The organism is Vibrio maerlii (genome assembly GCF_003415655.1).
Classification (GTDB): Bacteria; Pseudomonadota; Gammaproteobacteria; order Enterobacterales; family Vibrionaceae; genus Vibrio; species Vibrio maerlii.
In genome coordinates this window covers 206,372-232,291 of sequence record NZ_QRHC01000004.1, presented here as the reverse complement: position 1 = coordinate 232,291, position 25,920 = coordinate 206,372, and the positions used below count along the sequence as shown (strand labels likewise).

Below are 25,920 nucleotides of genomic sequence, written 5' to 3'. Positions count from 1 at the left end.
GATGACGGGAGTTACGTGCTTCGGGAGCCATGACAAATGCACTTAATTCTCGTTATCCATCACTATCATGGTAACGTTTACTCAAAGAGGTAAATGGTGAACTAAGATAAAAGCAGAACATTAGTCTTATACCCAAAGTATTGAATACTGTAAATAATGATCAAGGTCATTACGTTAAAGGCGATTATGTTTATAATTAATATTCAATACGGAAACCAATCATCAAGTTGATGCAATCAGTGGATATATGAAAAAAAATACAGGTTTTACCCTCATCGAGTTAGTTGTCGTCATCGTTATTCTTGGCATATTGGCTGTCACAGCCGCCCCTCGCTTTCTAAACCTGCAATCTGATGCTAGAGCGGCGGCACTTGATGGCTTAAGAGCAGCAATGGAAAGTGCAGCTTCTGTTGTATATAGTAGAGCGACTATTAAGAACCTTGAAAATATTCCAGTTGGGGATGCTCCGGAAGTAGATGACATTGCTCTCGATTTCGGCTACCCAAGAGCATCGGTCACTGGTATCGGAGCTGCCGTCGAAGGATTAAGCGGTGAGAATAGCGATTGGGTTGAAATCGGAGAGCACAGTGAAGCACTGGAAGACGAGACTATTGTCTATTCCTTCGCGGGAAGTGAAGACACTGACGAAACCTGTGTAGTTATATATCGTTCTAACGCTTCTGCAGGGCGTCCTACGATTGTTTCAGCTGACGCTTCTCGCTGTTGATAGGCTTTCAGATATAGATATGAAAAGGGACCATTGTGGTCCCTTTTTGCGTTTATTTTCCTAAGCCATATCCTTGCTCACCGGTATCAACAATTTCTTGATTAGACTCTGAACCACTAAACCTAGCACCACAAAGGTGAGTAGTGGCAATGTCACCCACATAGATAAATGAAGGCTTGGACTCAACTCAAAGCCCCACTTCATCAGTGCTGCTACACTACCTTCTGCCGCGATTGCAGCGACTAAACCCGCAATGGCTGCCATCAAACCGTACTCACACCACAAGGTCGACAAGACACGTTTTCTACTCGCACCCAATGTCCGATATAACTGAATCTCCGTTTGGCGTTGGGAAAGACTTAAACGCAACAAAGTGAAGATAAGTAATAAACCCGCTATCACACCAAGTGCAGCTAGAATAGTTATGGCCCACACAATCTGCTCTACCAAAGATTGAATCTTCTCACCCATGACTCGAATATCCATCAAGCTCACCGTTGGGTATGCTCGGGTTAGTTCATTGATGGCTTGGTTATGCTCGTCTTCGATTCTGAAGCTCACCAACCAGGTTTCAGAGACCGCTTTGAGTACGTCAGGTGTAAAGATGAAGTAGAAGTTTGGCTTCATGTCGCGCCACTCAACAAATCGAGTAGAGTTAACTCGCGCTTTAAACTCTGCGGCACCAACAGTAAACGTCAGCTCATCCCCTACACTTAGCCCTAATGCAGTTGCGACCTCTTGTTCAACAGATACACCATTGGTATCCGTCCACTCACCTTCTATAACCTCGTTATACTCCGGGATAGCGCTTCCCCAGGTGAAATTGATTTCACGACGTAATGCATCTGTTGATTCTCCGCCCGTATCTCGAGCTTTCGCATCTTCACCATTGATCTTAGTTAAACGACCCCGAGTGATCGGAAACGCAGGCGAACGTTGGATATTTCTCTCATCGAGAAAGTCGGTATACGCATCAACTTCGTAAGGCGCGATGTTAAGGGAGAAAGCATTGGGTGCATCTGCTGGTAAAGTACGCTGCCAATCCGTAAGAAGATCGGTTCTCACTAACCAGATAATCGCCAGTAACATTAACGAGAGCGCTAATGCGCCAAATTGAACACCACTCGCAATGTTTGAGCGGGTAATACGGCTAACAGCCAGCTTCATTGCTACTGACAATGGTACCTTCGCCAACAGCTTTGCAACCAAAATACTTAGTCCGGCAAGGACAAAGAATAAAACAACAATGCCGCCCAATATCATCCAAACCAAAATGTTGCTGCCATAGGCAATAAGCATTGGAATAATCGGAACGAGCAATAACATTAACGAACGATTTGAGGTTTTCTGGTCGACGTCCGTAGCTTGCAACACATTTAGCGCTGGAGTCACAACGAGGTTGATCAGTGGGATACCTAACGCAGGCACCGCAATTAGGAATGAAGACAACAAAGCAACAACAGCAGGCGTTATTCCGTAGCTCGGTAAAGGATTAGGTAACAAGTCTGCTAATGGGATTCGTAGTAGTGTCTCTAACCCAACGCCAATAAGCAAACCCGCCACAGCGGCGCTGACAAACAACAATGAAAGCTGGATAGTTAACCATTTCCAAATCCAACGCTTTGTCGCCCCTAGGCTTTTGAGCATGGCTATAGTCTTGCGGCGTGATTGTACGTAGTGCTGACAGGTTAATACCAAGGTTGTCGCTGCCATGATGATGACAATTGCGACCGTAAGAGATAGATACTGCTCAGTCTTCTCAAACACTTCGTTTGTACGGCTACGGCTATCCCGTGAACGCCAGCGATCGCTTGCTGTCAATTCTACGTTGTCTTCCAGTTGAGTTAGAACCGCTTCGTCGCCAACAAGGAATAAACGAAACTGTACGCGGCTTCCAAGTTGCAAGGCGCCAGTTTTATCGATGTCGGTCTGATGTATGTATACCGACGGCATTTGCTGAAATGGGTTGAAACTCAAACCCGGCTCACTCACTACACGCCCTGTGACTCTCAAATCGGCATCACCAATTGTGACAAGGTCACCAATGTTTACGTCCAGTAATGAGAGTACCCGTTCTTCCAGCCAAAGTTCTCCAGGTTTTACGTGCCCTTCAACCTCTGCAACGGAAGTCGCATCTTTACTTAGTGCCATCTCCCCGAGCAATGGATACTTGCTATCGACGGCTCGTACCGTGACGAGCTGCATTGCTTCATCACTAAATGCCATAGTAGCAAAGCGTGTCAATCGTGATGAATCAACACTTTCTGGAAGTGCCTCTAAACTATCTGGGATAGGGTTTGCCGAGATAAATACCTTATCGGCCGTTAATGCGTCTTTTGTCTGCTTAACAATCACCTGTTCCATTCGATTTGCTAACGCGGAGAGTGCGAATACCGATGCGATGATCAGCGTTAGCGCAATAGTAATTGGCCATAATTGACCATGACGTATCTCTTTCCAACTCCATGCTGTCAAGCGTGGCAGTGGTGCTATGCTTTTATCACTCATTGGAACGACTCCACCTTACCTGCGTTCATCTGGCATACTCGGTCGCAACGAGCAGCAAGTGCATGATCGTGAGTAATTAGCACCAACGTGGTCCCGTGTTTCTTATTGAGGTCAAAAAGGAGCTCAATAACTTTTGCAGCTGTTTTTTGATCAAGGTTACCTGTCGGTTCATCAGCAAAAAGGATTTTAGGATTCGTCATGAACGCACGTGCTAGAGCGACACGTTGTTGCTCCCCCCCAGATAACTGAGTGGGTAGATGATCGATACGATGACCTAAACCCACAGCCTCGAGAAGTTGTGTCGCTTTTTCGTTGTCTTCCGCCTCGCCTTTTAGCAAACAAGGTAGAGTCACATTCTCTAATGCTGTCAAGCTTGGAATAAGCAAAAAGCTCTGGAATACAAAGCCAATAGATTCGCTTCGCAGAGATGCTCGTTGTTCATCGTCTAGAGCGTTAAGAGACTTTCCAAGCAGCATGATTTCACCAGACGTACTGGTATCTAATCCTGCTAGTAAAGACATTAAAGTCGATTTGCCTGCTCCAGACGTACCAACTATAGCGACGCTTTCTCCTTGCTCAACCTCGAGCGAAACGTCACTGAGGATTGTCAATTGCTCGTGTTTGGTAGACACTACTTTTGATACTGAATTTGCTTTAATAACGGAAGATTCCATGATTCGATCACTTTCCTTACTTTTTCTTATTGTTGTTTCGTTTACTGCGAGTGCTGCTTCGAAGACTGTTCTTGTACTTGGTGACAGCTTAAGTGCAGGCTATCAAATGTCTATTGAAAAGAGTTGGCCCTCATTATTACCAAACGCAATGTCTCCATATGGTCACCAAGTTGAGGTTATCAATGGCTCCATCTCTGGTGATACTACAGGTAACGGTCTTGCGAGACTACCTGCTCTCCTTCAAGAGAATACGCCAGATGTCGTTCTCGTTGAGCTAGGAGCAAACGACGGGCTACGAGGCTTTCCACCTAAGACCATCCAATCTAACTTGCGTTCCATTATTACTCAGTCTCTGCAATCTGGCGCTGACGTTATTTTAATGCAGATACGTATCCCACCTAATTATGGTAAGCGATACAACTCAGCGTTTAACGCCATTTACTCTGAACTTGGGGAGCAAATGAGTGTTCCTGTAATGCCATTCTTTCTTGAGCAAGTCATCGTCAAGCCGGAATGGATGATGTCAGATGGCTTACACCCAAAACCTGATGCTCAACCTTGGATTGCGGAATTTGTTGCCAAACACCTCAATGAACACATCTAGTTGCTTGAGGAAGTTTCATTACCCACTTTAAAACTAGATAGATAACAATACGTAATACGCGAATTTGATGGCCTAGCTCAATAAAATTTACTCTTTTTTACGATAGCCTGGATGAATTCATTGAGTAAGGAACTTCGACTATGATCATCGAACCAGTTATTAAAGGGGTCGTTGCACGCTCTGCTCACCCATACGGTTGCCAGGCAGCGATTGAAGAACAAATTCGCTATGTAGAAACCCAAACTGCTATCGTAGATGGCCCGAAACGCGTTTTGATTTTGGGCGCTTCTTCCGGCTTTGGGTTAGCCGCGCGTATTGCGTTGACTTTTGGCGGTGCCGAAGCAAAGACTATCGGTGTTTCTTTTGAGCGCGGGCCTTCAGAGAAAGGGGTTGGCAGTGCGGGTTATTACAACAATCTATTTTTTAAAGAAGAAGCTGAAAAAGAGGGCTACACCGCAATCAACATTGATGGCGACGCATTCTCCTCTGACGTAAGAGAAAAAGTTGTTGAAGCGATTGAGACCTACTTCGAAGGCGAAGTTGATCTGGTCATCTACAGCTTGGCTACTGGTGTTCGTCCAAATCCCGATACCGGTGAAATGTGGCGTTCAGCGATTAAACCGATTGGTCAATCAGTTACCGGTGCATTTATCTCACTCGAAACTGATGAATGGGTAGATACCACCTTAGAGCCAGCAACCGACCAAGAAGCAGAAGATACCATTAAAGTAATGGGCGGCAGTGACTGGGAAAGTTGGATTGATACTCTCATTAATGCGGAATCCCTAGCTGAGGGTTGTAAAACCATTGCCTTCTCTTATGTAGGTCCAGAATCAACGCATCCTATTTACCTTGACGGCACGCTTGGTAGAGCGAAGATCGATCTCCACCAAACGAGTCATTCACTAAACTTAAAATTAGCAAACTTCAACGGTGGTGCTTACGCGACCGTGTGTAAAGCGTTGGTCACCAAGGCAAGTGTATTCATACCTGGGTTAACTCCATACCTACTTGCACTTTACCAAGTGATGAAAGAGAAAGGCACACACGAAGGTTGCATTGAGCAAATGCAGCGCCTGTTCACGACTAAATTGTACGGTCAAAATAAGGTACCCGTTGATGGTGAACGCCTAATTCGTATCGATGATCTAGAGCTTAATGAAGAGACTCAACAAGCAGTGTCCGCTTTGCTCTTGGATATAAACCAAAACAACTTTAAACAGCTTGGTGATTACCAAGGCTTTAAGCAAGATTTCCTCAAACTGAATGGTTTCAACTTTGAGACAGTTGATTACAAAAAACCGATAAACATCAATGAATTTATAAACTTATAAATTCTCACAATTAAGACAATACAAGATACGGGAAAGGCTCTATTATTGGAAAGAGCCTTTTTTATTTTTTACTAATAATTAACAACTATAGCCTATAGCACACAAACACTCAGGATGTAGTATGTTTAGTAGGTAGACTGAAAAGGTTTTTGAGAACCAACAATAGACCTCTATGATAGAGGCACAACAAGTTTGCTAGGAAAGCAACGGTAGTATTACCTATGGACAGAACAGTCAATGTCAAAAGTAGACCCCCATCAAATTGAAATTCCTGACTCAATGAGCGAAGGATGGAGTAAAATCGTAAACCTCTTAGCTGAGATTACGAACGTGCCTTCTGCATTGATTATGCGAATTCACCCCAACGAAATTGAAGTCTTCAGTTCTAACGACAATAAGGTCACACCCTACTCTATCGGTGATAAGGAATCACTAGGTCAAGGGTTGTATTGTGAAACGGTTGTCAGCACGCAAAGAGAGCTCATCGTACCCAATGCACTGAAAGATCCTGACTGGGACAGTAATCCAGATATCAAGTTAGGAATGATCTCTTACTGTGGCATACCTCTAAATTGGCCAAATGGCGAGCCCTTTGGCACCATGTGTATACTCGATGACAAAGAGAATCACTACTCAGAACTTTACCGTAATCTTCTGAGTAGTTTTCGTGTAGCTGTTGAATCACAGCTCACGACACTTTATCAACACGCTAAACTTATCAACTTGAATAGAGAGCTTAAATACCGCGTGAATACGCGCACCAAAGATCTTGCTAACCTCAACTACTCTCTTACTCAAGAGATCGATAGACGAAAGGCGGCCGAACATCAGTTAACATTTCAAAAGTTTCATGATATCGGTACAGGGTTCCTAAATAGAATGGCGCTTGAAAATGAGCTGAATGAGAAGCTGCTCAATTCAGTCAACAAATCTAATGTTGCCGTTATCCATATAGGATTTAACAACGGGCAAAGAATCCAAACAAAATATGGTCACCAGACACTTGACCAACTGCTCGTCATGTTTAGAGAACGTGTTGGAAACTTTGGCGATTTCACTATCGTTACAGCAAGACGCTCGAGTACAGATCTCGTGCTCATTGTTGATGCGTTAGACATGTCGAGTGCACTTAACACTCTATGCAATAGAATGGTAGAAGTTGCACAGTCTGAATTTTTCATTGATTCAATCAAACTACATCTCAACGCTTACATCGGTATCTCAACATCGATAGATACTCAACTACCTAACGAGCTTCTTCAGTTTGCTCACGAAGCCATGCTGGCATGTAAAGACTCGGGGCATAAATTCGCTTTTTACGCGGAAAGTAATACCCACTGCCAAAGCCAAATAAACCAAATCGAAAACTCGCTACTCCAAGCAGTTCGAAGAGACGAGCTAATGCTGTACTTTCAACCGAAGGTTGAGCCAGGAACAAATCGTTGGGTTGGCGCCGAAGCCCTACTTCGTTGGTCTCACCCTCTACTTGGTGAAGTGTCGAATGAAACCTTAATAAGAATGGCAGAACAAAATGGCCTGATTTTTGAAGTCGGCACCTTTGTACTTCGTTCAGCAATAGAGAAAGCAGCCGCCTGGTCTAAGGTTATCGATGATTTCAAAATTGCCATCAACGTCTCTGCGGTTCAGCTCAAAAACGAACATTTCGCTGGGCAAGTTGCTTCTCTCCTTGAGCATTACAAGGTAGATGCGCGTTTCCTTGAAATAGAAGTCACTGAGAGCGGTCTGATTTCAGACGAGTCAACATCAAGCAATACGCTAGAAAAATTACACAAACTAGGCGTGACATTGTCACTAGATGACTTCGGAACTGGCTACGCATCGTTTAGTTATTTGAAAAAGTACCCTTTTGACTGCATTAAGATAGACCGTTTGTTCGTTACAAACTTAAAAGAGAACAAACAAGATAGAGAGATAATCCGTTCCATTATCTCTATAGCTAAAAAGCTAGACCTAAAGGTTGTTATTGAGGGGGTTGAATCAAAAGAACATGAAAACTTTATTGTTCAGGAAGGCTGTGATTTTGGTCAAGGCTACTTCTATGGCAAACCTATGCCAAGTGATGAGTTTGAGCGAAGCTTCATTAATCACGCCTACTTAGGTACGAAAGAGTTCCATTACCAATAATCTTTCAACCAAACCTTTACTACAAAGGCGGTGGTTTCTATAATCGCCGCCTTTCTCTTACGAATCAGGCATTTTCTATGGATCAGCTCATTGCAAAGCTTAAGAAGCTTGAAAAGCAAAACTATCGTGCATACCAGCAAATCAAAGGTCAGTATGACTTTACCGACTTCGATCTTTACATCGACCATATCCAAGCTGATCCGTATGCAAGTTCCTCTCGCTTTCGTGCGCGTCGTCCGTGGTCAGTAACAGGCTTAGAATGGCTTAAAGAAGAGTCCTCGGCTTATCAGCGAGCGGCACGCGATTTTATTGCGCGTACTTTCGCTGAATACGCGAAGCAAGACAACAACATCTCTATCGCAACAACCGGCCAAACGGTACTTGATAGTACTGCGGTTGTATTTGATGACGATGGAATCGAACTACGTTTCCGTATCAACCTTCCTGCAGAAGGTCGAAGTATTCTAGCGAAAAAAGCGATCAACATTATCACTTTCTACTTGCCGAAAATGATTCGTAAGGCAACGTTAGAACGTGAAATGCGTATTGAACAACTCAGAACACATTGTGAAGTAATTGAAGACCAAGATGCACTGCGTGGACAACTAGAATCCAATAACCTCATCGCATTTGTTGCGAATGGTAGTGTTCTACCGCGTATTGCTGGTAACGTCGACGTTCCAATGAAGGACGCAACACCATTCAAAGCACCAGAGTCATTGCAAGTCACGTTACATGCGCCAAACAAGGGCTACATCACTGGCTTAGGCGTGCCAAAAGGAATCACCCTGATTGTTGGTGGTGGTTTCCATGGTAAATCTACCCTGCTCAACGCAATCGAACGCTCTATCTACGACCACATCCCTGAAGATGGCCGTGAGTATATCGTTGCAAATGCTAATTCAATGAAAATCAAGGCTGAGGATGGTCGTTCAGTTCACAACTTGAACCTATCAAACTACATCAACCACTTACCGATGGGGCGAGACACCTCTAATTTCTCGACCCAAGATGCTTCAGGTTCAACGTCTCAAGCCGCTTGGTTACAAGAATCTATTGAGTCAGGTGTTGAAGCGCTGTTTATCGATGAAGATACATCAGCGACTAACTTCATGATTCGTGATGAGCGCATGCAATCTTTGGTAGCGAAAGGCGAAGAGCCAATTACGCCGCTTGTCGATCGTATCGGTCAACTACGAGATAAATTAGATATTTCAACAATGATTGTTATGGGCGGTTCTGGTGACTACCTTGACGTCGCTGATACTGTAATTCAAATGCACGATTACCAAGCAATTGATGTCACTGAGAAAGCTAAACAAGTAATCCTTGAGCACCCAACACAACGCAATAATGAATGTGAGACTGAGCTTGAATCGTTTAAGCCACGTTCACTAAACCGAGCTGCACTCCAATCTATTTTGGTAGATGGGAAGTTCCGCGTAACGGCTAAAGGCACAGACGCTTTGCGATTCGGTAAAGAGTTTACTGATTTAACTGCATTGGAGCAGCTAGAAAGTCATGGCGAAGTGCACGCAATTGGTTGGGTATGGTTCCAGTTAAGTCAACTGCCTGGATGGTCTTCAAACCCAGCGCAAGAAATATCTCAGATGTTGAATGACAATTGGCACCAAGCCATGCCAATTCACGGCGATCTGGTAAAACCTCGTGTGATTGATGTGATGGCTTCGCTAAACCGTTTCCGTTTAGCCCAGTTTAAACCGACACGATAATTAAAGTTCGAACGCGAAGTTACAATTAATATCAGCCAAGCTCGCTATTTAACCTCAGCTCGGGATAAGAAAGTCTAGAAAGCTAATATTTTCATAAGCATAGTTTGACTCATTAATCAGTGCAGTTAATTAAGATGCAAAACAAGGCAAAATCATAAGTCAATAGCTTGCCTATTGTGTTGATTTTAACGAAGTTAGGCGCTTAAGAAGCTGTGCTGAATGGCTTAAATTATCCCGAGCTGAGGTTGTTTAGCGAGCTTTCTCTTTCAACACGCTCCAAGCCTCACACATTCTCGTAAAGGTCTCGCTATTCCCACCCTTTCTGTCTGGGTGCCACTTCAGGGCTAATTCTCTCCAACGTTTGCGTATTTGGTTTTTGGAAGCATGTTCATCTAATCCAAGCACCTTTAACGCATCTGTATACGTACCGATACTTTGGCCTGTACCAATATTCCGTCGGTAACGATCCCAAAAATCATTGAGTAGCTTTTTAACCTCACCTGCAGAGGCCTCATAGTGACGCCAGTCTGTGTAATAGTCCTTTAAAGCATCCGAGCTAATAACGGATTCACTGCCACAACGTTCTAATGGAATTAGCTTGATATCCATCGACTCGACTTGCAGGAAGTATTCATTGGAAACAAGCTCTTGTAGTTGAAACAGCGCATTCATAATTAGAAAATTACGCTTAAAAAGATCCTTGGTGGAATCCTCATCAAGCGTCAGAAGAATCATTTTTTTTACTAAATGATCGGCAAGGGTATGCACTTTCCAAGACTCATTTGAGTTCTTAAGTATGGATAATATCGGCCACAACAATGGGTTTTCAAACTCATTAAATTGCACAGTATTCGATTCAGTCAATCTACCTTTAGCTCCCTGTTTTAAACGTCTCATTCAACAACTAGTAAACCTTCGAGTAGCGCTCAATCTAACACAAGAACTATACTAACCCACATCAAATGTACCGTAAGTTTGCAATCGAACACCGTACATAATAATATTCGCACACTTTATGAACCAACCAAAAACCGTAGACACAATGAATACAGAGACAAACAACCTAGGCTTCTTTTATGGTGGATCTGCACTGTATGCATTAGTCACTCTATTTTCTGCTATTGAACCGGCATCACGCGCGGTGTGGTTTGCTGAGATTCTCCCTGCGGTACTTATCTACGCAGGTGCGTTCTACACTTCTCGCTGTTTTATGTTTAGTAAAACTGCTTATACCATGATGTTTATCTGGCTTATTCTTCATACTATAGGTGCAAAATATACCTTTGCTGAAGTCCCTTTCGATTGGTTCAATCATATGATTGGTTCAGAGAGAAATAATTTTGATCGTGTTGCGCACTTCTCGATCGGGTTATTTGCTTACCCTATTGCTGAGCTCGTAATACGCAAAAGGCTATGTCATCCAAAGCTGGCTTGTTTATTAGCATTAACCGTAATCATGAGTGTTGCGGCAGGTTATGAGATAATTGAATGGTGGTACGCAGCGATTGCTGGTGGTGATGAGGGTATCGCATTCTTGGGTTCACAAGGCGATATTTGGGACGCGCAAAAAGATATGTTGTGTGACACAACAGGAGCCATAGTCGCGTTAACCATTCTCTTGCTTCAAGGGCGCACAAACGTAGAACACAATTGTGGCAAGGCTAATTAACCGCAATAAAGAGACAAAAAGACTAAGTTGCAATAGCTAGTTTGCTTACTTCATCACCGCCTTATCTCCAATAATGGTAAATGCTGGTGTACCCCGAACTAGAGTATCGCGCCCAAATTGAATGCCACAATTTGGGCAGTGCCCATCTTGTTGCGTAAAATCTTTCAGAATCCGTTCTTTAAAGCACTTAACAAGCGAGCCCTTTCCGCCTTTGGCATATTTGAACAATTTTGTTTTACACTTTGCACAGATGATGGTCACCGTTTTACTCGGCAGTTTTTTGTTTGGCTTAGCCATTATCTCTTTTTCGCTCCGATAAGATTACCAAGCATATCCCAACTAGCACCATTACACTCGAAATCAAAAATGACATTGTAATCGGTTCACTCAAAACTAATAGACCACCCACACTGGCGATAAGTGGAACGCTTAATTGGCTAATAGCGGCAGTCACGGGTTTTAGTTTAGTCAAGGCGCTATACCAAACGGCATAACCAACACCAGATGCTAAGCTGCCCGACAAAACTGCATAAGCGACACCCTCGACAGTCAACTCAGAGAAATCGATCCACCAGCCAATTATAGGTAGCGCCATAAGCGTTCCCAAAACGAAGTTTTGCGTGGTTGTTCCTAATGGGTCTTTCACTCCCTTACCAAGAATGCTGTATATGCCCCAAGCAATACCAGCCATTAACATCATTAAAATATAAAACCAACTTGTACTTTCGACATCGCTCGGTTGAGGCATGTCACTAGATACCAGCACAATCACACCAGCAAAGGCTAAAATCACGCCACCCCACTCGGCGAACTCCAGTTGCTTTCCTCTGTATATTTGAAAACCAAGCATGGTCATTTGTACGGCAAAAAATAACACCAGAGCGCCTATCCCCGTTGGCAACTGAACGTAAGCCAAAGAGAAGAAGCAGATATACGCCATCAACGAAACAACACCTAGTAGCTTAGGCGATTCGACAACAGCGTGTTTTAATGCGGCAAAGCTCCGTTGTTTAATACCAAGTAATAAAAGCAAGGTAGCTGCGCCGCTAAGTACGCGTATCAACGAAAAGGCATTAGCATCTAACTCGTGTTCACTTAATGCTAAACGACAAAGAACAGAATTAGCTGCAAAAGCAATAAGTGCGACGAGAGTAGTAAAAGGAGTCATACTGGTGATGTTATCTAACTTTGTTCTATCAGCTCTGGCTTCACCCAAACATGGCTGAAGTCGAACCATCCCAATGCATTGCATTTCGCGTTTTGTAACGAGCCACAATGATCCTTGCTGACACCTAGCCAACAATGGAAAAGTGGCACAATCTGATCGGTCTCGACAAGTGAGCGACCCAGAGCATTCGCAGGGAAGGCTTTGTTTGGCTCGCTTTGCCACTCCTTAACGAACGCAAACCATTGATTGAAATCTCGGTCAGGTGCCATAAGTTCAATATCAGAATAGTTTAGCAGCCACCCAGCAAGCGCATCATCCCTACGAGTACCAATGCCCATAGGTTTAATCCAAATATCTATTTCCTTGACTGACTCTACACTGTGCTCATAGCGGACAAACTCCGCTTTCAAGCCGTCTTCTTTCAACAATGTCTCAATCGCTTTGGCGATACTTGGAAATATCGGATGTCTTGAGTGATAGGCAATCTTTATCTTTTCGTCTTTATGTGGCGGCTCTAGCATCGGCTTAGGTGTGTGATGATACCAACCCGGTTTAATACCATTGGCGATGATCAAACCCAACTCAGCAATTTGTTGCTCGGGTAACAAACGAAAAATATTAAATGAGGAAAGCTTACGACTTAGATACAGAGACCAATTAGGCTCACGAGCTAAGCCACTACGTCGATTAAGCAGCAACAAAGTTGAACCGGGATCGAGTGCTACATCCTCAATACTGCTGCGTTCCGGCTTCACAGGATGTGATAGGCTGGGAAAAACAATTGATGAGTGAACTTCATCAATCACCCACACTTCGACTCGGTCTACAAGCGATCGATAGCCAAAGTAGCCATCAAACGCCTCAAGAATTAGGCTTTTTTCATCGTTCACCTCAACACAAAATGGACCTGTTCCTATAGGCGCTCTGTCGTGATCTTCTGCCTGTTCTTTTTCTGTCAATGTAATCAATGCGGGTGATTCACATAAAGAAATTGGCAACTGATAATCCGGCCTAGTGAGCTCTATATCGACAACCCAAGGCGAGGGTGAGCTAATACAATTAAAGTGAGTGAACTGGTTAATGTCTTTGAGTAGTTCTAACGTTTCGATAATGTGCTCGACCTTGAGCGCCACACCGTTATGGAAACGGACGCCTGGTCGAATGTAGAAGCGCCAGCAATCAGGGCGAAGTTGTTCCCACTGATGAGCAAGATCTGGCTCTACTTGCTCAGACTCATTGAGACGAGTCAAACCACTAAAAATTTGCCTGATAATGTGCTGCTCAGAGCGTCGGTGAGGCTTACGTGGGTTAAGCATTGAAAGGGATCGATAATATGGTAAACGAACAACCTGCTTACCTTCTTGATGCTGAACACCCAAGTAGCCTTGAATGACTTGGGTTAACTTACTTGCGTCTCTATCAAGCACATTCAGTGCCTGCTCAATCTTTCCTTGCTCTAGGTAGCGTCGTGCAAGATTTTCACTGACATCATTACGATTGCGTTTGAAAGAGAGCTCGGAAAGTTTGCCTCGCCCGGCAGCGGGTTTCCATTCAATCCATCCCTCTTCAGCAAGCTTGTTAAGAACGATCCGTGCGTTGCGTCGCGTACAGAAAAGAATCTCGGTAATGTCATCAAGCTGAATGCCTACGTCTTCACCATTAAAGTGTTCAAAGAGCTTTTCAAATTGTGTACGAAGACGTGGACTACTCATAAAGGGGAAATCACCTAACTCAATCTATAGATGTTAGTTTCCCTATTTTTGTTCAAAGGTCAACAGACCCTATCGAATATCACAACCTAATTGTTCCGATATAACAGTCAGTTGCTCAGGGTTATCAAGTTTCAAAGACCACTTACTCTCACTACCGTTCACCATTACGACGTTGGCACCTTGACCAATTAATTCAATTGCATCGGCTTGAGCTTGAAGAGTGACATGCTGCTCACCTTGGATACGAATCACAATTTCATACGGTGTGAGGATAATTTTCCCAAAAGATGTATTTAAAACCACACTACTCTCCCTTGCTCATCTGTTTCTCAAATGGCTTGTGCTTTTTAACCGCCTTATGTTCTTTAACTGCCTTATATTCTTTAACTGCAATGGTTAATCGACTAGTACAAAGTAATCGGCCTCTTGGGTCCTTGATTTCGATTTGCCAAACTTGCGTAGATACCCCTAAGTGCAATGGAGTAGCCGTACCCACCACGTGACCTTCACGAATCGAACGTACATGGTTAGCGTTTATGTCTAATCCAACACAGTAATGTTGCTCATCAACACAGAAATTAGCGGCTAATGAGCCTAATGATTCAGCAAGTACAACAGACGCACCCCCATGTAACATACCTAATGGCTGGTGAGTAAACGAACACACAGGCATCGTTGCAGATAATGAGTTTTCGGTGAACTCAACATACTCAATCCCAATATGTTCCATTAGGGTATTTTTCGACGTCGCATTTAATCTCGCAAGGTCTATCTCTTTTTTCCAGATGCTCATTAATGGCCTTATACATTCATCCACTTAGATGAATTAATGGTATCATTATAAGATAGTGTTAATGAAAGGAATCTTATGATGACGCTGTTAAGATCTCTAGTTTCTTGTCTTTGCGTGGCAACGATGATCGGGTGTAGCTCGTCCCCTACTGGCCGCAACCAACTGCTTCTGTTTTCAGATAACGATATGGCTCAATTGGGCTTTCAATCCTTTGAGCAAATGAAGCAACAGCAAAAAGTCAGCACCAACCAAAAAGTAAACCAGTACGTTCAATGTGTTGCGGATGCAGTAACTGCGCAAGTTCCACCACAGCCTAGCTTCAAAGAATGGGAAGTGGTTGTGTTTGATAGTGATCAAGTGAATGCATTCGCTCTCCCAGGAGGGAAGATCGGTGTTTATACCGGGCTTTTAAAAGTTGCAGAAAACCAAGATCAACTCGCAACGGTCATTGGACATGAAATCGCTCACGTTCTTGCTGATCACAGTAACGAGCGACTATCTCAAAACCAGTTAGCTAATACGGGTTTGGCTGTCACCAGTGTAGCAATTGGCGCCTCTGAATATAAAGAGTACCAAGGGGTGACAATGGCGGCCCTGGGACTCGGGCTCCAGTATGGCGTAATCCTCCCTTATGGGCGAACCCAAGAGTCTGAGGCAGACATCGTCGGGCTAGAGCTAATGGCAAAAGCGGGGTTCGATCCCTATCAAAGCATCAATTTATGGAAGAACATGGCTAGAGCATCTGGCGGTAACCAACCACCTGAGCTGCTTTCCACTCACCCATCGCACAGCACACGTATCTCTGATCTCACCAATAAAGCGAATACACTACCGAACTACGCCATTGGCAAGCCAAACTGTGTCGCTGTGAAGCCTTAGAAAGCGTTACCAATAAAAGTGAGAGACTACCAATGTCACAGGGTCACGTATTCAAATCGCTGAGTTAGAAAGATGACATTATCAATCTCAAAGCCCCAAGCCCAAAAAATCGCATTACATTCTCAAGGGTTACCTAACCAGAATTTACAAGGGAGTGCTTACAACAAGACTGTCCAAGTTATGAGTAAGCTCGGATATGTGCAGATAGATACCATTTCAGTTGTTCAAAGAGCGCATCACCATACACTCTGGAGTCGCAACCATCAGTACGTCCCTGAACATTTAGATAGAATGGTAAGAGAGAAAGTCGCTTTCGAGTATTGGTCGCATGCGGCTTCCTACTTGGCGATGAAAGACTTTCGCTTTTCACTTCCTCGTAAGCATGCCCTTAAAAGCGGTAAGCTGAATCATTGGTTTAAAAAGAACCCAGCACTGATGAACGAGGTAGTCAGTCGTATCGCTTCTGAAGGCCCACTCATGGCCAAGGATTTTGAGTCTAGCGTCATTAAGAAAACAGGATGGGAAAGTAAGCCCACCAAGCAAGCATTAGAAAGCCTCTACATGCAGGGTGACCTGATGATCAGTGAACGGCGAGCTTTTCATAAAGTTTATGATCTAACAGAAAGAGTGCTGCCTAGCCACGTTGATACAACCATACCATCTGAGGATGATTACGCTCGATTTCTCGTTCTAAACACCTTGCGAACACACGGCTTAGCCCGGCTCCCTGAAATGACTTACCTGCTGAAGGGGGTTAAATCTAACGTTCAATTAGCTTTAGAAGAGTTAATCGAAGAGAAATTAGTATTGGATGTATTTGTCGGTACAGAGCGCTATTACGCCTTACCTGAATCACTCGACCTCGTTCATCAACGACTGAGTCGCAAACAAGCTAAAATTCTTTCGCCATTCGATAACTTCATAATTCAACGCAACCGACTACGCGATATTTTCGACTTTGACTATCAACTCGAATGCTATGTGCCCGCCCCTAAAAGAAAATATGGTTACTTTGTATTGCCCGTTCTGTGGGATGGACGATTAGTAGCAAGGGTTGATTGCAAAGCGCACAGAAAAGATGAGCACCTTGAGGTTATAAACCTTTATCTAGAACCAAGATTATCTAAGTTGGATGAATTCCAACACTCTCTAAACAAAGAGCTTCTTGCCTTTACACATTTCAATCAATGCGCGAGCTACAGCATTACAAATACACATCACTAGTGTCTGTTATGTGGTTGTGAGCTAGTACGCAGCATTCGGGTCTAACCTACTGTATTTTAGCAGTGTAAACGATACCACCATAAGGACCATCCATGTTTATCGAACCTGTTACGCTAGGCTACATCGCTGCATTTTGTACAACTTGTTCTTTCATTCCTCAGGTTATTCATACCGTTAGAACTAAAGATACCGAAGCGATCTCTCTGGGTATGTATTCTTTCTTCGTATTCGGGGTAAGTATGTGGTTGGTATACGGGATTATGGTTAACGACCTCCCAATCATTGTCGCCAATGTCATCACTCTCGCCTTAGCCTCAATCATCTTATTACTGAAAATTAAAGCGACGATTGCTCAGAAAGCGAAAAGCTGAATAAAGTTGAACAACACACCACCTTCATATGAAGCATCTGCACTTTCAAAAAGAGGAAGAAAAAACTCAGTAGCTTCACCGTATTTCGTTTTTTAGTCCTGGTTACAATGTGCTGCAAGTCACATTCATCTCCAGCTATAAAGCAAGGCCGACAATGAATAACGGTGCCAAACAACTTCTCAACCACCTGTGTAGTGAATACGACAAGTTATCAGTAGATCTCGACAAGCGCTCATTTCCCGAGTTTTCTGAGACCATTAGATGTGAATACGGATATTGCTTTGTTCGCTGCTCAGTTGGCAGCCAGCGATTTTCAATTGTCGCAGTTAACTTTGCTCCCTCAGTAAGAGGCCAAGGTGTATTAACGGCATTTATCGAATATATAAAGCAACATCCACACCACTATAAAGGTGTGGAGGTTGCCATTATAGAAAACAAAAGCCTCGCTAAGCGTTTGCTATCACTAGGTTGGGACTATAAGTCTTGGTTTAGTAAAGTCTTCTTTGCGAAAAAACCAACCTTAGTACAAGATTTTCAATGTGCTTAAGCAACGACCAACTGTTTAAGGTACTGCTTAACTTCTTTGTAGGTGCAGGATTTCTCGGTCTCAACTCGCTTATTTTGTTGAGCGAGAAAGTCTTCTTTGCTCATTAAACCTCGATTGTAGGAAATGTCCATAAGATAGCCACTTTCAAAGGTAAGCGTCACATAGTGCTCTTGATAATAGACTTCTTCATGATTGTTCAAAACGCACTTCTCATTAGTGAGAAGATCAATAGAGCCATTGATCCAAGAAGCGAATATGGGTTTATTTTCGGCCTTCTTAAATTTTGCGCCCTTTAAATCAACAAGATAAAGCTGGCCAGCTTGGAGCTCCCATGTACCGGCATAGGAGCGTTTTAGACAACTAGCTTGGAATGGATAATCCATCTCAAGCTCTTGTATGTCCGGATGTGATGGATTGATTTTCAAAATCGAAAAATCATTTGAAATTCTCTCTAATTTTTCAAAGAGGACTTTCTCTGGTACTTGAATTGTCATATAGCTTCAACTGATCGTTGTTATAGTATTTATATTGTCATACACACTTAACGTATGCTGTTTGATAATATTACGAATTTAAATACTCAACAAGTTGCTCTGCATCATGTAAATGCCTTAATCTTGCCCTGTTTTCTATGAAAGGGAAGACTCTACTAGGTAATCGACAAAAACCCTGATGTTTTGAGGCATGTATTCTCGAGAAGAAAAATAAAAATACACTGGAAGCTTAGTCGACCAATAATTAAGGATAACCGGAATAACCTCCCCTCTCTTCACTTCCTCTTTTACTGACCGCTCTGCAAGCCCAACGATTTCACATCATAAAATCCTTAAATACCAAAATCGGTCATGGTAGTGCATGGAATCGAAGGCAACACCGCAATTCAAATGAGCAACTGAGAAGCAGATACTTTTTACATTACTAGGGTCTGTTTGGTGGTAAAAAGAAAGCACAACTTCACAAGGTGACGCTTCAATAGCCCTGTACTCTATAGCCGAGCTACTTATTCGCTTGGTTGTTCAACCACTTCAATCCCTCTCTACGCGCTAACCCCTGAATGTTCTTAGTCTCAATGAATTCAATGACCGACTTCGGGTTCGTTTTTGAATATTCTCTGAGTGACCACCCTATGGCCTTTTGAATGAAGAACTCATTGTTGTAAAGGTTCTCTCCAATAATCGTATATAGCAGTTTGTGATCAGTGCTTTGTTTGTATTTAAGTTGAAACAAGATTGCGGTACGCCTCAACCAAATATTATCTGACTGGCGCCAACGCCTCAGCGCTGCAGCAGTGCTCTTAGGGTGCTCAATATATAGCTGGCCAGCGATATGAGAAGAAAGGAAATCTATCGTATCCCACCACGACTTGGTGGTAATTAGGTATTCTAAAGACGATAAAAACGATGCCGGAAGCTTCTTCTTGAGTTTTATTAAGAGATCGACGGCGACGAGTTGATACTCTCTTTCTGGCTGCTCCCAAAGCTCTCTTACTACCGTGTCAATATCTTCAATATGCGGGAGTTGTTGGTTTATGAAATAAGGCTTAAGAGCTTCGCGTCTAGGTGTAGATTGAATACCTAAGAACTCAAACTGATTACGCATATACGCTCTCATCGAAATTGCGTTCTCAATGTTTGCTAACGGCCTTAGTGTTTGAGTAATAGATACATTCCAAGGATGCATAACTAATGTTCCAGATGTCTACGTGTAATCATCATATCAACTCAGATTCATGCGTTCTATACTCTACAAAGTACAAATCAAAGGAGCACTTATGCAGGATTTCATCATCAAGAAAGATCGCCCTCGAATCGATACACTCTTAGAGCCCTACCGCGAAATTATTGGTGTCGATTTTGCTGGATACAAAAACCACGTATACCGCACTGTTACTTATGCCATGAACTTTCTCGATAATGATCCTGACTTAGAACAAATTGTTGAGACGGCATTTGCCTATCACGATATCGGTCTTTGGACCGACAAAGAACTTGCCTATTTAGAGCCTTCTGAGGCTGTTGCGCTTGCTGATAACGAAAAATACCAATGGGGACTCGATCCCGAAGAACTCACAGGAGCGATTCATTGGCACCATAAAATTTCCCCTTACAAAGGAAACCATGAAAAGGTAATCAACGCGTGTCGTAAAGCGGATTGGATAGACGCTTCAATGGGCAGCATCAGAAAAGGGGTTGATAAGAAATGGATAAAAGAAGTTGAAGCCACTTTTCCAAACAACGGTTTCCATAAAACCTTAATGAGATTAGCAAAAGAGTATGGAGGCTCGGTGTTGGTCGGCTCAGTGTTGGTGACCAAAGGAATTGTGAAGTTCTAGTAGCTTTGGGGTTAGTACATTCAATCAAGTAAACTCGTAAAGTTAATTCCACAAACTTAATAATAAGAAATATATGACGCTCAAAGAAATCCTACAGATACGGAATGTACGTAACTTCTTAATCTTTAGAAGCAGCTATTTTGCGCGCTTTTATTACCCTGTCTTCACACTACTTTATTTAGATTATGGTCTGACGCTATCTCAGTTCGCGATGCTTAACGTGGTTTGGGCTGCAACCATTGTCATTGCAGAAGTACCGTCAGGCGCATTTGCTGACACCCTAGGACGAAAAAGGTTGGTCGTGCTCTCATCATTAGTGATGTTTATTGAAATTTCGATGATCGCCTTTGTGCCAACAGGCAACCCTAACCTAGTCTTTGTTGTTTTTCTCATCAACCGCATCCTCAGTGGATTAGCCATGGCGCTTGCCAGTGGCGCTGATGAAGCCTTGGCTTACGACACATTGAAAGATCAAGGTAAAGAAGATTTATGGCCTAGAGTGCTTCAGATACAGCTGCGAATTGCTTCAAGTGTTGGTATCTTTGTCACCTTATTAGGTGCTGCCATGTATGACGTCAATTTCATGGCGACGATATACCAATATTTAGGCTGGGATACGCCAGAAACGACACAAGATATTATGCGTATACCAGTTTATGCGACCCTAATTGTGGCATTGGTAGCAATCTATTCAGCGTTTGACATGCGCGAGAAAAAACGCCCTATTCCTCAAGGTGAAAGCAAGCTTGCAAGCACTATCGCGAGCATGAAGTTAACGATGAATACCGGCAGATGGGTGCTTTCGACCCCTTATGTGTTATTTATCTTGCTGTACTACAGCCTATTCGAGCATACATCACGTATGTTCTTAACCATGAACAGCCAATACTACAGCGCCATCAACATCCCGATTATCTACTTTGGGTTTATTGGTGCGGGTGTCAGTGTGCTTAAAATACTCTTGGCTGGACAAAGTCGCCGACTGGCAGAGAGTATCGAGCCCAAAACCTTCATCGGCATCATGGGAGTAGCAAGCATAGCAACTTACTATTGGATCAGTTTAGGTTGGTCGATTTACGGTGTGATTCCAGCGCTGATTCTTATCTTCATCATCATGACCATGAACATTTTTATTAGTTATCACCTAAACAAGAAAACCGAATCGCATAATCGAGCGACGGTTCTTAGTTTCAAGGGGTTGATGTTTAACCTAGGATACGGCTTAATCGGTGTGCTTTACGCTTACTATTATAAATTGCTGTCTCAGGACTATACCCAACAAGAAATCGATCAAAACATCGACTTCTTGGCGTCATTATCTTCGTTCTTTTATTACTTCACCTTCTTATTCCTAATAATTAGCGTGTGGTTCTATATTAAGAATAAAAATAAGACCATATTTGAATAAACTATCCCCCCAGAGCAACTCGCAAACTAGGGTACACCTTGCGTCTAACTAACTTTAAGTACAAAACTCGTAGAGGCCCTGACTATCGTCATGGGGACCAAGTCTCATTCATCGATATCAGAGAGACCTTCGGGATTGGCAACATTCGTGTTGGAAAATGGGTAAACCAAGAAGAAAAAGACCTAGCGGCTAACCTAATCTTCGACTCCTTAGCTGATTTAGCCTACACACTGGCAATCCCACCTCATGCTATTGGCCTGCGAGGCAGTTTGAATTTGGCATTTGGTAGTGGTGGTCAAAAAGGGGTACAAGCACATTACGCACCGAATCAAAGAGAACTCGCGCTTGCGAAGAATGCTGGCGTTGGTGCTCTAGCTCATGAATTCTGGCATGCCTTTGACCACTACATTGCGGAGAAGGCATTCAACATTGGTGATCGTTCTGGTCCACAAGCTCAAACCATCTTCGCGAGCGACTGTTGGCTCAAGAACATCAAACATTCTCCTCACCCGTTAAACGAGCGTCTTCTAGAGATATTTGATGCTACACTACTGACAGTAGATGGTCAGGATAGTCATGATTATGTGTCCAGAAGTGTTGTTGCGGACAAGGCTATGGGAACCCAGTACTTCTCTCTACCCACAGAAATGATGGCACGCGCTTTTGAAGCGGTCGTTGAAAGTTGCAGCGGAATCGACAACGCCTATTTAGTATCAGGCACCATGAATAAAGACAATATAGATATATACCCTGATTCCCAACACCGGCAACTCATTCACAAAGCGCTACAAGCCTACTTCAGACCTCTAGGAGAAGCTCTCAACCGTTAATCATTCACAGTCTTTGAAGGTTGTGTATAGAACTCAACGGATGTCTCGTGACTAGACCAATAATCCCTAACTTCCACTCCACTCAATCAAATCCTTTCGGGTTGGGTTCTAACTCACAAAATTACTCATTAAGTGCTAATAAAACATGATTTTCGTTCAGTTTTTATCCGAATAACATACTTAGGTGATATAATCATTGTTTCATAAAAACGAATCTGGTGACGTTTATGATTTCAATGGAATTACCAAACACACTCAAAGTTCAAGTAGAACAACTATCTCTTGAGCAATTAGAAACGTTAAAAAAAGAAATCGAAACAAAGCTAAACGAGGGTTCTCAACTCAAAAAGCCTCTGTCTAATGAAGAGCTTGAGTTTATTAACCGCCTTTTTACTTAGATTTATAGTGAGCTCTTCGCCATTTTAGGGCTTGTCAAATTCGATGACGGCCAGTGACTTTAAGCGATAGATAATCAAGTGCGATTTAGCCAACGGTTGACCCATGGTTTGTTCAACTCACGGTTTGGAGAATTTGCTCTAAGAACGGAACTATCGCATTCGGTTGAATGTTCCATGAGTATATAAGCCACCTACTGCTTCACATTTACCTGAGCATTAACTACGTTTTTTAAAACCTAACACAACAAAGTACCGGTAGATAAGGCAAAGCTGCTTCAAATGAAGCAGCTTTGCTATTGATGAATAACGCCAGCTAGCATCTGGCTACATTAAGTTGTACTAATACAAACTAAGTAAAAGTCAATCTTTTGGATAATTTGAAGGGAACAAAGCGCGTTTTGTTTCTTCATCAAATTCACTCTTAAACTCAATCGACTTGGGAATATCTCTTGCTCGTGCGACAGCAGGACGACTGTTAATCGATTCGAACCAACGGCTTAAGTTTGGAAATGGCGTGAGACCTTGCTCCCCTAATACAACAGGAGCTTTATCTATCCACCCCCAAGCAGCCACATCCACCAGCGTAAATTCATCACCAACGATAAACTCTCGACCTTGCATATGCTTATCTAATACTTCGTAATGACGCTGTGCTTCTCGTAAATAACGATTCGCTGCATACTCTTGATCTTTGGGTGCAACATTACGAAAGTGAACTGACTGACCTGAGAATGGCCCTAATCCAGAAGCTATGAACATTAACCAAGACAGCAGTTCTGCTCGGTCTTCCGGCTGCCCTCCTAACTTACCTGTTTTCTCTGATAAGTAGAGAAGAATGGCATTGGAATCAAATACTCGCTGTCCATCATCCTCAATAGCGGGTGTCTTACCATTAGGATTAATTAAGCGGTATTCAGCACTGTGCTGTTCACCTTTTAACGTGTCAACCGGTACCACTTGAAACTCAAGACCTGTTTCTTCGAGGAATAACGCCACTTTCATAGGATTTGGCGTGTGATGGAAATAAAACTTAAGCATTCAGCTCTCCTTACTATGCTCATTTATTAGGCATCATTAATTGAAGCACAACATGAACGATTGTTCAACCACTTACTTAAGAGAACAATTCGATCACATCCACTTTTGTGATGGAGTAAAGGAATATCTGCGATTCTGTTGGAGAAAGGGTTTAATTCAAGAAGCACAATAAAAGTAAAAAGCGCCACACAATCGCATTTAATATGCGGCGCTTTTGGTATTAAGGGAGCGATGAAAGTTTACGCGCTCAGAGTACTGTCGGTTTCAAGTTGTGCTATTAGTTCAGTCACTTATGTGTGATAACTCAACGGGTTTCTTTCAAAGCCATTTCCCAATAACACTAAGATTGTGTAGGTGCGAATTGTGCGTACCACTCACTCTCACTAATAAGGTCTTGCGTTGAATCTAGTCTGTCCACAAAAGTTAATCCATCAAGGTGATCCAGTTCGTGCTGAAAGATTCGCGCTATAAAGCCTGAAAAGGTCGTTTGATAACACTCGCCAGCTTGATCATAATAACGAACCGTAATCGTTTCATGCCTAGGTACAAAACCACGCATGCTCGGAACACTCAAACACCCTTCCCACCCCTTTTCCATCTCACTGCTAGCGTCAATAATCTCAGGGTTGATGATCGCAGTGATGGGCATAACAGGTGCATCTGGATAACGAGCGTTCGGCTTCGAACACATGATGAAGATACGCAAACTTTCATAAACTTGTGGAGCCGCGATCCCAACCCCATTCGCTTTTTCAACCTTCTGCATCATGTCCAAAATTAAACTCTGACACTCATTCGATTGAATATTCTCAACAATCTTGGCTCGTTTACGCAATATTGGATGACCCAGTTGTGCGATATCCGGTTTATCCGGAGTATGGTTCTTCGTTGGCATAGTTCTTCCAAAAATAGAAAAGGATGATATCTAATCGTTTGTTTTAAAAGCTTATTTTTGAGGAAAAGATCATTGACTCACAACTTTAGCGATTTTACTTAGGTCGTGTAACTGAGAATACATTGGACAGCGTGGCATATTCCCCACCACCGAGCCGAGACAAGGGATCAAGTGCAAGCGCATCAATTTTTAGGCGTTCACTACTTTCATCGATCACTTCTTCCGATATGTATACCTGTTCAACTTTTGCAAAGATCAGGCTTTGCGGCACCTCTCCTACCTCTTTCACCTCAAATAATGTGCACCCAAAGGCTACTGCACATTCTTTCACTCTTGGTAGTGTAAAACCCTCAAATTCAATCAACTCAATATTATTTGCTGTTACTTCAGAATCACCATGGTCTAGTGTGGCAGCAGTTTCGGTCATGACTTCGGCTGAATCAGATGACGCGATATGGATAACCAGTTTACCTCTTTCAAGGACGTTACGAGTGGTATCTTTTATTTCTCCCGAAGGCTTCTTCCCAACCGATAACATCAGCAAAGGTGGATTGCTTGAAACTGCAGTGAAGTAAGAAAAAGGCGCTAAGTTGTACGCTTGAACACCGGATTCGGTTAGAACCCACGCAATTGGTCTAGGAACAACAGCTTGTGTCATAAGGTGATAAATTTGAGTTGGGGCAAGTGTATCGAGCTTGAGGTTCATGGCACATCCTTGTCTATAACAATTAAGCTACCATACATCATAATTGTTAGCGCTTCTCTACAAAATCATGGCTAATATGACTCTCGAGCAATTACCAAACAATGCCTGTTTATAGTTTCCCATTATCCAGCCTTACACCATTTAGTAAAAGTGAACTTACCTAAAATTTCGTCCCGACTCCGGACATTTGCACTGAATAGATTCGTATATCCATTGTTGATTGAA

Annotated in this window: 27 protein-coding genes; 14 read left to right on the top strand and 13 right to left on the bottom strand. The window is 43.0% G+C overall.

What is annotated here, in order from left to right; translation table 11 throughout:
- Positions 1–247 precede the first annotated feature (247 nt).
- Positions 248–727, top strand: a complete 480-nt coding sequence (locus DPF91_RS08535) for a type II secretion system protein (protein WP_117233987.1) — start codon at positions 248–250, stop codon at positions 725–727.
- A 60-nt stretch (positions 728–787) separates the two neighbouring features.
- Here the strand turns inward: DPF91_RS08535 and DPF91_RS08530 are convergent, their stop codons facing one another.
- Both DPF91_RS08530 and DPF91_RS08525 read right to left on the bottom strand, forming a co-directional pair.
- The gene (locus DPF91_RS08530; RefSeq protein WP_117233986.1) at positions 788–3,235 is read right to left on the bottom strand and encodes an ABC transporter permease; all 2,448 of its coding nucleotides are present in this window, start codon (positions 3,233–3,235) and stop codon (positions 788–790) included.
- Positions 3,232–3,909, bottom strand: coding sequence for an ABC transporter ATP-binding protein (locus DPF91_RS08525; RefSeq protein WP_117233985.1), 678 nt, complete (start codon positions 3,907–3,909; stop codon positions 3,232–3,234). Before DPF91_RS08525 ends, DPF91_RS08530 begins: the two co-directional genes overlap by 4 nt.
- Here DPF91_RS08525 and DPF91_RS08520 point away from each other — a divergent pair.
- The 4 genes from DPF91_RS08520 to DPF91_RS08505 all read left to right on the top strand — a co-directional run bounded on the left by DPF91_RS08520 (position 3,908) and on the right by DPF91_RS08505 (position 9,725).
- Positions 3,908–4,513, top strand: a complete 606-nt coding sequence (locus tag DPF91_RS08520) for an arylesterase (RefSeq protein WP_117233984.1) — start codon at positions 3,908–3,910, stop codon at positions 4,511–4,513. The genes DPF91_RS08525 and DPF91_RS08520 overlap by 2 nt on opposite strands.
- A gap of 140 nt (positions 4,514–4,653) precedes the next feature.
- Positions 4,654–5,847: an enoyl-ACP reductase FabV gene (gene fabV, locus DPF91_RS08515; RefSeq protein ID WP_117233983.1), complete on the top strand. Its 1,194-nt coding sequence runs from the start codon at positions 4,654–4,656 to the stop codon at positions 5,845–5,847.
- A 237-nt stretch (positions 5,848–6,084) separates the two neighbouring features.
- Positions 6,085–7,992: a sensor domain-containing phosphodiesterase gene (locus DPF91_RS08510; RefSeq protein ID WP_117233982.1), complete on the top strand. Its 1,908-nt coding sequence runs from the start codon at positions 6,085–6,087 to the stop codon at positions 7,990–7,992.
- Between the two features lie 77 nt (positions 7,993–8,069).
- Positions 8,070–9,725 (top strand): ABC-ATPase domain-containing protein, encoded by a 1,656-nt coding sequence (locus DPF91_RS08505; RefSeq protein ID WP_117233981.1) that lies wholly within the window; start codon positions 8,070–8,072, stop codon positions 9,723–9,725.
- A gap of 249 nt (positions 9,726–9,974) precedes the next feature.
- On the opposite strand, the gene DPF91_RS08500 is transcribed toward DPF91_RS08505, so the two are convergent.
- Positions 9,975–10,589, bottom strand: coding sequence for a DNA-J related domain-containing protein (locus DPF91_RS08500; protein WP_241033792.1), 615 nt, complete (start codon positions 10,587–10,589; stop codon positions 9,975–9,977).
- 178 nt (positions 10,590–10,767) lie between these two features.
- Between DPF91_RS08500 and DPF91_RS08495 the strand changes: the two genes are divergently transcribed.
- A complete protein-coding gene (locus DPF91_RS08495; RefSeq protein WP_117234222.1) occupies positions 10,768–11,394 on the top strand; it encodes a DUF2238 domain-containing protein in 627 nt (208 codons plus the stop codon).
- Positions 11,395–11,439: 45 nt separating this feature from the next.
- On the opposite strand, the gene DPF91_RS08490 is transcribed toward DPF91_RS08495, so the two are convergent.
- The 5 genes from DPF91_RS08490 to DPF91_RS08470 form a co-directional block, all read right to left on the bottom strand.
- A complete protein-coding gene (locus tag DPF91_RS08490; RefSeq protein ID WP_117233979.1) occupies positions 11,440–11,691 on the bottom strand; it encodes a hypothetical protein in 252 nt (83 codons plus the stop codon).
- Entirely contained in the window at positions 11,684–12,562 is an 879-nt protein-coding gene (locus tag DPF91_RS21975) for a DMT family transporter (protein ID WP_164684092.1), read from the bottom strand. Before DPF91_RS21975 ends, DPF91_RS08490 begins: the two co-directional genes overlap by 8 nt.
- 14 nt (positions 12,563–12,576) lie before the next feature.
- Positions 12,577–14,274 (bottom strand): SgrR family transcriptional regulator, encoded by a 1,698-nt coding sequence (locus DPF91_RS08480; RefSeq protein ID WP_117233978.1) that lies wholly within the window; start codon positions 14,272–14,274, stop codon positions 12,577–12,579.
- Positions 14,275–14,343: 69 nt separating this feature from the next.
- A complete protein-coding gene (locus tag DPF91_RS08475; protein WP_117233977.1) occupies positions 14,344–14,577 on the bottom strand; it encodes a DUF3389 domain-containing protein in 234 nt (77 codons plus the stop codon).
- Position 14,578: 1 nt separating this feature from the next.
- Positions 14,579–15,067, bottom strand: a complete 489-nt coding sequence (locus DPF91_RS08470; protein WP_117233976.1) for a hotdog fold thioesterase — start codon at positions 15,065–15,067, stop codon at positions 14,579–14,581.
- A 78-nt stretch (positions 15,068–15,145) separates the two neighbouring features.
- On the opposite strand from DPF91_RS08470, the gene DPF91_RS08465 reads away from it, so the two are divergent.
- From DPF91_RS08465 to DPF91_RS08450, 4 genes are all read left to right on the top strand, one after another.
- Positions 15,146–15,946, top strand: coding sequence for a M48 family metallopeptidase (locus DPF91_RS08465; protein ID WP_420855589.1), 801 nt, complete (start codon positions 15,146–15,148; stop codon positions 15,944–15,946).
- A 72-nt stretch (positions 15,947–16,018) separates the two neighbouring features.
- The gene (locus DPF91_RS08460) at positions 16,019–17,170 is read left to right on the top strand and encodes a winged helix-turn-helix domain-containing protein (RefSeq protein WP_117233974.1); all 1,152 of its coding nucleotides are present in this window, start codon (positions 16,019–16,021) and stop codon (positions 17,168–17,170) included.
- Positions 17,171–17,262: 92 nt separating this feature from the next.
- Complete coding sequence (locus DPF91_RS08455) at positions 17,263–17,541, top strand: SemiSWEET transporter (protein WP_117233973.1); 279 nt, start codon at positions 17,263–17,265, stop codon at positions 17,539–17,541.
- A 154-nt stretch (positions 17,542–17,695) separates the two neighbouring features.
- On the top strand, positions 17,696–18,088 hold the full coding sequence (locus tag DPF91_RS08450; protein ID WP_117233972.1) for a hypothetical protein: 393 nt from the start codon (positions 17,696–17,698) through the stop codon (positions 18,086–18,088).
- On the opposite strand, the gene DPF91_RS08445 is transcribed toward DPF91_RS08450, so the two are convergent.
- The gene (locus DPF91_RS08445) at positions 18,085–18,582 is read right to left on the bottom strand and encodes a hypothetical protein (RefSeq protein WP_117233971.1); all 498 of its coding nucleotides are present in this window, start codon (positions 18,580–18,582) and stop codon (positions 18,085–18,087) included. The genes DPF91_RS08450 and DPF91_RS08445 overlap by 4 nt on opposite strands.
- A gap of 502 nt (positions 18,583–19,084) precedes the next feature.
- Positions 19,085–19,768 carry a DNA alkylation repair protein gene (locus tag DPF91_RS08440; RefSeq protein ID WP_117233970.1) on the bottom strand — a complete coding sequence of 228 codons (684 nt, stop codon included), beginning with the start codon at positions 19,766–19,768 and terminating at the stop codon, positions 19,085–19,087.
- Positions 19,769–19,859: 91 nt separating this feature from the next.
- Between DPF91_RS08440 and DPF91_RS08435 the strand changes: the two genes are divergently transcribed.
- From DPF91_RS08435 to DPF91_RS22045, 4 genes are all read left to right on the top strand, one after another.
- Positions 19,860–20,420 carry a phosphohydrolase gene (locus DPF91_RS08435; protein ID WP_117233969.1) on the top strand — a complete coding sequence of 187 codons (561 nt, stop codon included), beginning with the start codon at positions 19,860–19,862 and terminating at the stop codon, positions 20,418–20,420.
- A gap of 73 nt (positions 20,421–20,493) precedes the next feature.
- Positions 20,494–21,828 carry an MFS transporter gene (locus DPF91_RS08430; RefSeq protein ID WP_117233968.1) on the top strand — a complete coding sequence of 445 codons (1,335 nt, stop codon included), beginning with the start codon at positions 20,494–20,496 and terminating at the stop codon, positions 21,826–21,828.
- Between the two features lie 38 nt (positions 21,829–21,866).
- Positions 21,867–22,658 (top strand): CLCA_X family protein, encoded by a 792-nt coding sequence (locus DPF91_RS08425; protein ID WP_117233967.1) that lies wholly within the window; start codon positions 21,867–21,869, stop codon positions 22,656–22,658.
- A 227-nt stretch (positions 22,659–22,885) separates the two neighbouring features.
- Positions 22,886–23,056, top strand: a complete 171-nt coding sequence (locus tag DPF91_RS22045; protein WP_164684090.1) for a hypothetical protein — start codon at positions 22,886–22,888, stop codon at positions 23,054–23,056.
- A 360-nt stretch (positions 23,057–23,416) separates the two neighbouring features.
- Here DPF91_RS22045 and DPF91_RS08420 read toward each other — a convergent pair whose 3' ends face one another.
- The 3 genes from DPF91_RS08420 to DPF91_RS08410 all read right to left on the bottom strand — a co-directional run bounded on the left by DPF91_RS08420 (position 23,417) and on the right by DPF91_RS08410 (position 25,695).
- Positions 23,417–24,094, bottom strand: a complete 678-nt coding sequence (locus DPF91_RS08420) for a glutathione S-transferase family protein (RefSeq protein ID WP_117233966.1) — start codon at positions 24,092–24,094, stop codon at positions 23,417–23,419.
- Between the two features lie 340 nt (positions 24,095–24,434).
- On the bottom strand, positions 24,435–24,989 hold the full coding sequence (gene def, locus DPF91_RS08415; RefSeq protein ID WP_117233965.1) for a peptide deformylase: 555 nt from the start codon (positions 24,987–24,989) through the stop codon (positions 24,435–24,437).
- Between the two features lie 94 nt (positions 24,990–25,083).
- The gene (locus DPF91_RS08410; protein WP_117233964.1) at positions 25,084–25,695 is read right to left on the bottom strand and encodes a flavin reductase family protein; all 612 of its coding nucleotides are present in this window, start codon (positions 25,693–25,695) and stop codon (positions 25,084–25,086) included.
- Positions 25,696–25,920: the final 225 nt, after the last annotated feature.

Coding starts and splice junctions, on each gene's coding strand:
- DPF91_RS08535 (WP_117233987.1), top strand. CDS start 248: ATGAAAAAAAATACAGGTTTTACCCTCATCGAGTTAGTTGTCGTCATC.
- DPF91_RS08520 (WP_117233984.1), top strand. CDS start 3,908: ATGATTCGATCACTTTCCTTACTTTTTCTTATTGTTGTTTCGTTTACT.
- DPF91_RS08430 (WP_117233968.1), top strand. CDS start 20,494: ATGACGCTCAAAGAAATCCTACAGATACGGAATGTACGTAACTTCTTA.
- DPF91_RS08530 (WP_117233986.1), bottom strand. CDS start 3,235: ATGAGTGATAAAAGCATAGCACCACTGCCACGCTTGACAGCATGGAGT.
- DPF91_RS08465 (WP_420855589.1), top strand. CDS start 15,146: ATGACGCTGTTAAGATCTCTAGTTTCTTGTCTTTGCGTGGCAACGATG.
- DPF91_RS08420 (WP_117233966.1), bottom strand. CDS start 24,094: ATGCTTAAGTTTTATTTCCATCACACGCCAAATCCTATGAAAGTGGCG.
- DPF91_RS08505 (WP_117233981.1), top strand. CDS start 8,070: ATGGATCAGCTCATTGCAAAGCTTAAGAAGCTTGAAAAGCAAAACTAT.
- DPF91_RS08435 (WP_117233969.1), top strand. CDS start 19,860: ATGCAGGATTTCATCATCAAGAAAGATCGCCCTCGAATCGATACACTC.
- DPF91_RS08525 (WP_117233985.1), bottom strand. CDS start 3,909: ATGGAATCTTCCGTTATTAAAGCAAATTCAGTATCAAAAGTAGTGTCT.
- DPF91_RS22045 (WP_164684090.1), top strand. CDS start 22,886: ATGATTTCAATGGAATTACCAAACACACTCAAAGTTCAAGTAGAACAA.
- fabV (WP_117233983.1), top strand. CDS start 4,654: ATGATCATCGAACCAGTTATTAAAGGGGTCGTTGCACGCTCTGCTCAC.
- DPF91_RS08510 (WP_117233982.1), top strand. CDS start 6,085: ATGTCAAAAGTAGACCCCCATCAAATTGAAATTCCTGACTCAATGAGC.
- DPF91_RS08410 (WP_117233964.1), bottom strand. CDS start 25,695: ATGAACCTCAAGCTCGATACACTTGCCCCAACTCAAATTTATCACCTT.
- DPF91_RS08480 (WP_117233978.1), bottom strand. CDS start 14,274: ATGAGTAGTCCACGTCTTCGTACACAATTTGAAAAGCTCTTTGAACAC.
- DPF91_RS08445 (WP_117233971.1), bottom strand. CDS start 18,582: ATGACAATTCAAGTACCAGAGAAAGTCCTCTTTGAAAAATTAGAGAGA.
- DPF91_RS08440 (WP_117233970.1), bottom strand. CDS start 19,768: ATGCATCCTTGGAATGTATCTATTACTCAAACACTAAGGCCGTTAGCA.
- DPF91_RS08450 (WP_117233972.1), top strand. CDS start 17,696: ATGAATAACGGTGCCAAACAACTTCTCAACCACCTGTGTAGTGAATAC.
- DPF91_RS21975 (WP_164684092.1), bottom strand. CDS start 12,562: ATGACTCCTTTTACTACTCTCGTCGCACTTATTGCTTTTGCAGCTAAT.
- DPF91_RS08460 (WP_117233974.1), top strand. CDS start 16,019: ATGACATTATCAATCTCAAAGCCCCAAGCCCAAAAAATCGCATTACAT.
- DPF91_RS08495 (WP_117234222.1), top strand. CDS start 10,768: ATGAATACAGAGACAAACAACCTAGGCTTCTTTTATGGTGGATCTGCA.
- DPF91_RS08490 (WP_117233979.1), bottom strand. CDS start 11,691: ATGGCTAAGCCAAACAAAAAACTGCCGAGTAAAACGGTGACCATCATC.
- def (WP_117233965.1), bottom strand. CDS start 24,989: ATGCCAACGAAGAACCATACTCCGGATAAACCGGATATCGCACAACTG.
- DPF91_RS08470 (WP_117233976.1), bottom strand. CDS start 15,067: ATGAGCATCTGGAAAAAAGAGATAGACCTTGCGAGATTAAATGCGACG.
- DPF91_RS08455 (WP_117233973.1), top strand. CDS start 17,263: ATGTTTATCGAACCTGTTACGCTAGGCTACATCGCTGCATTTTGTACA.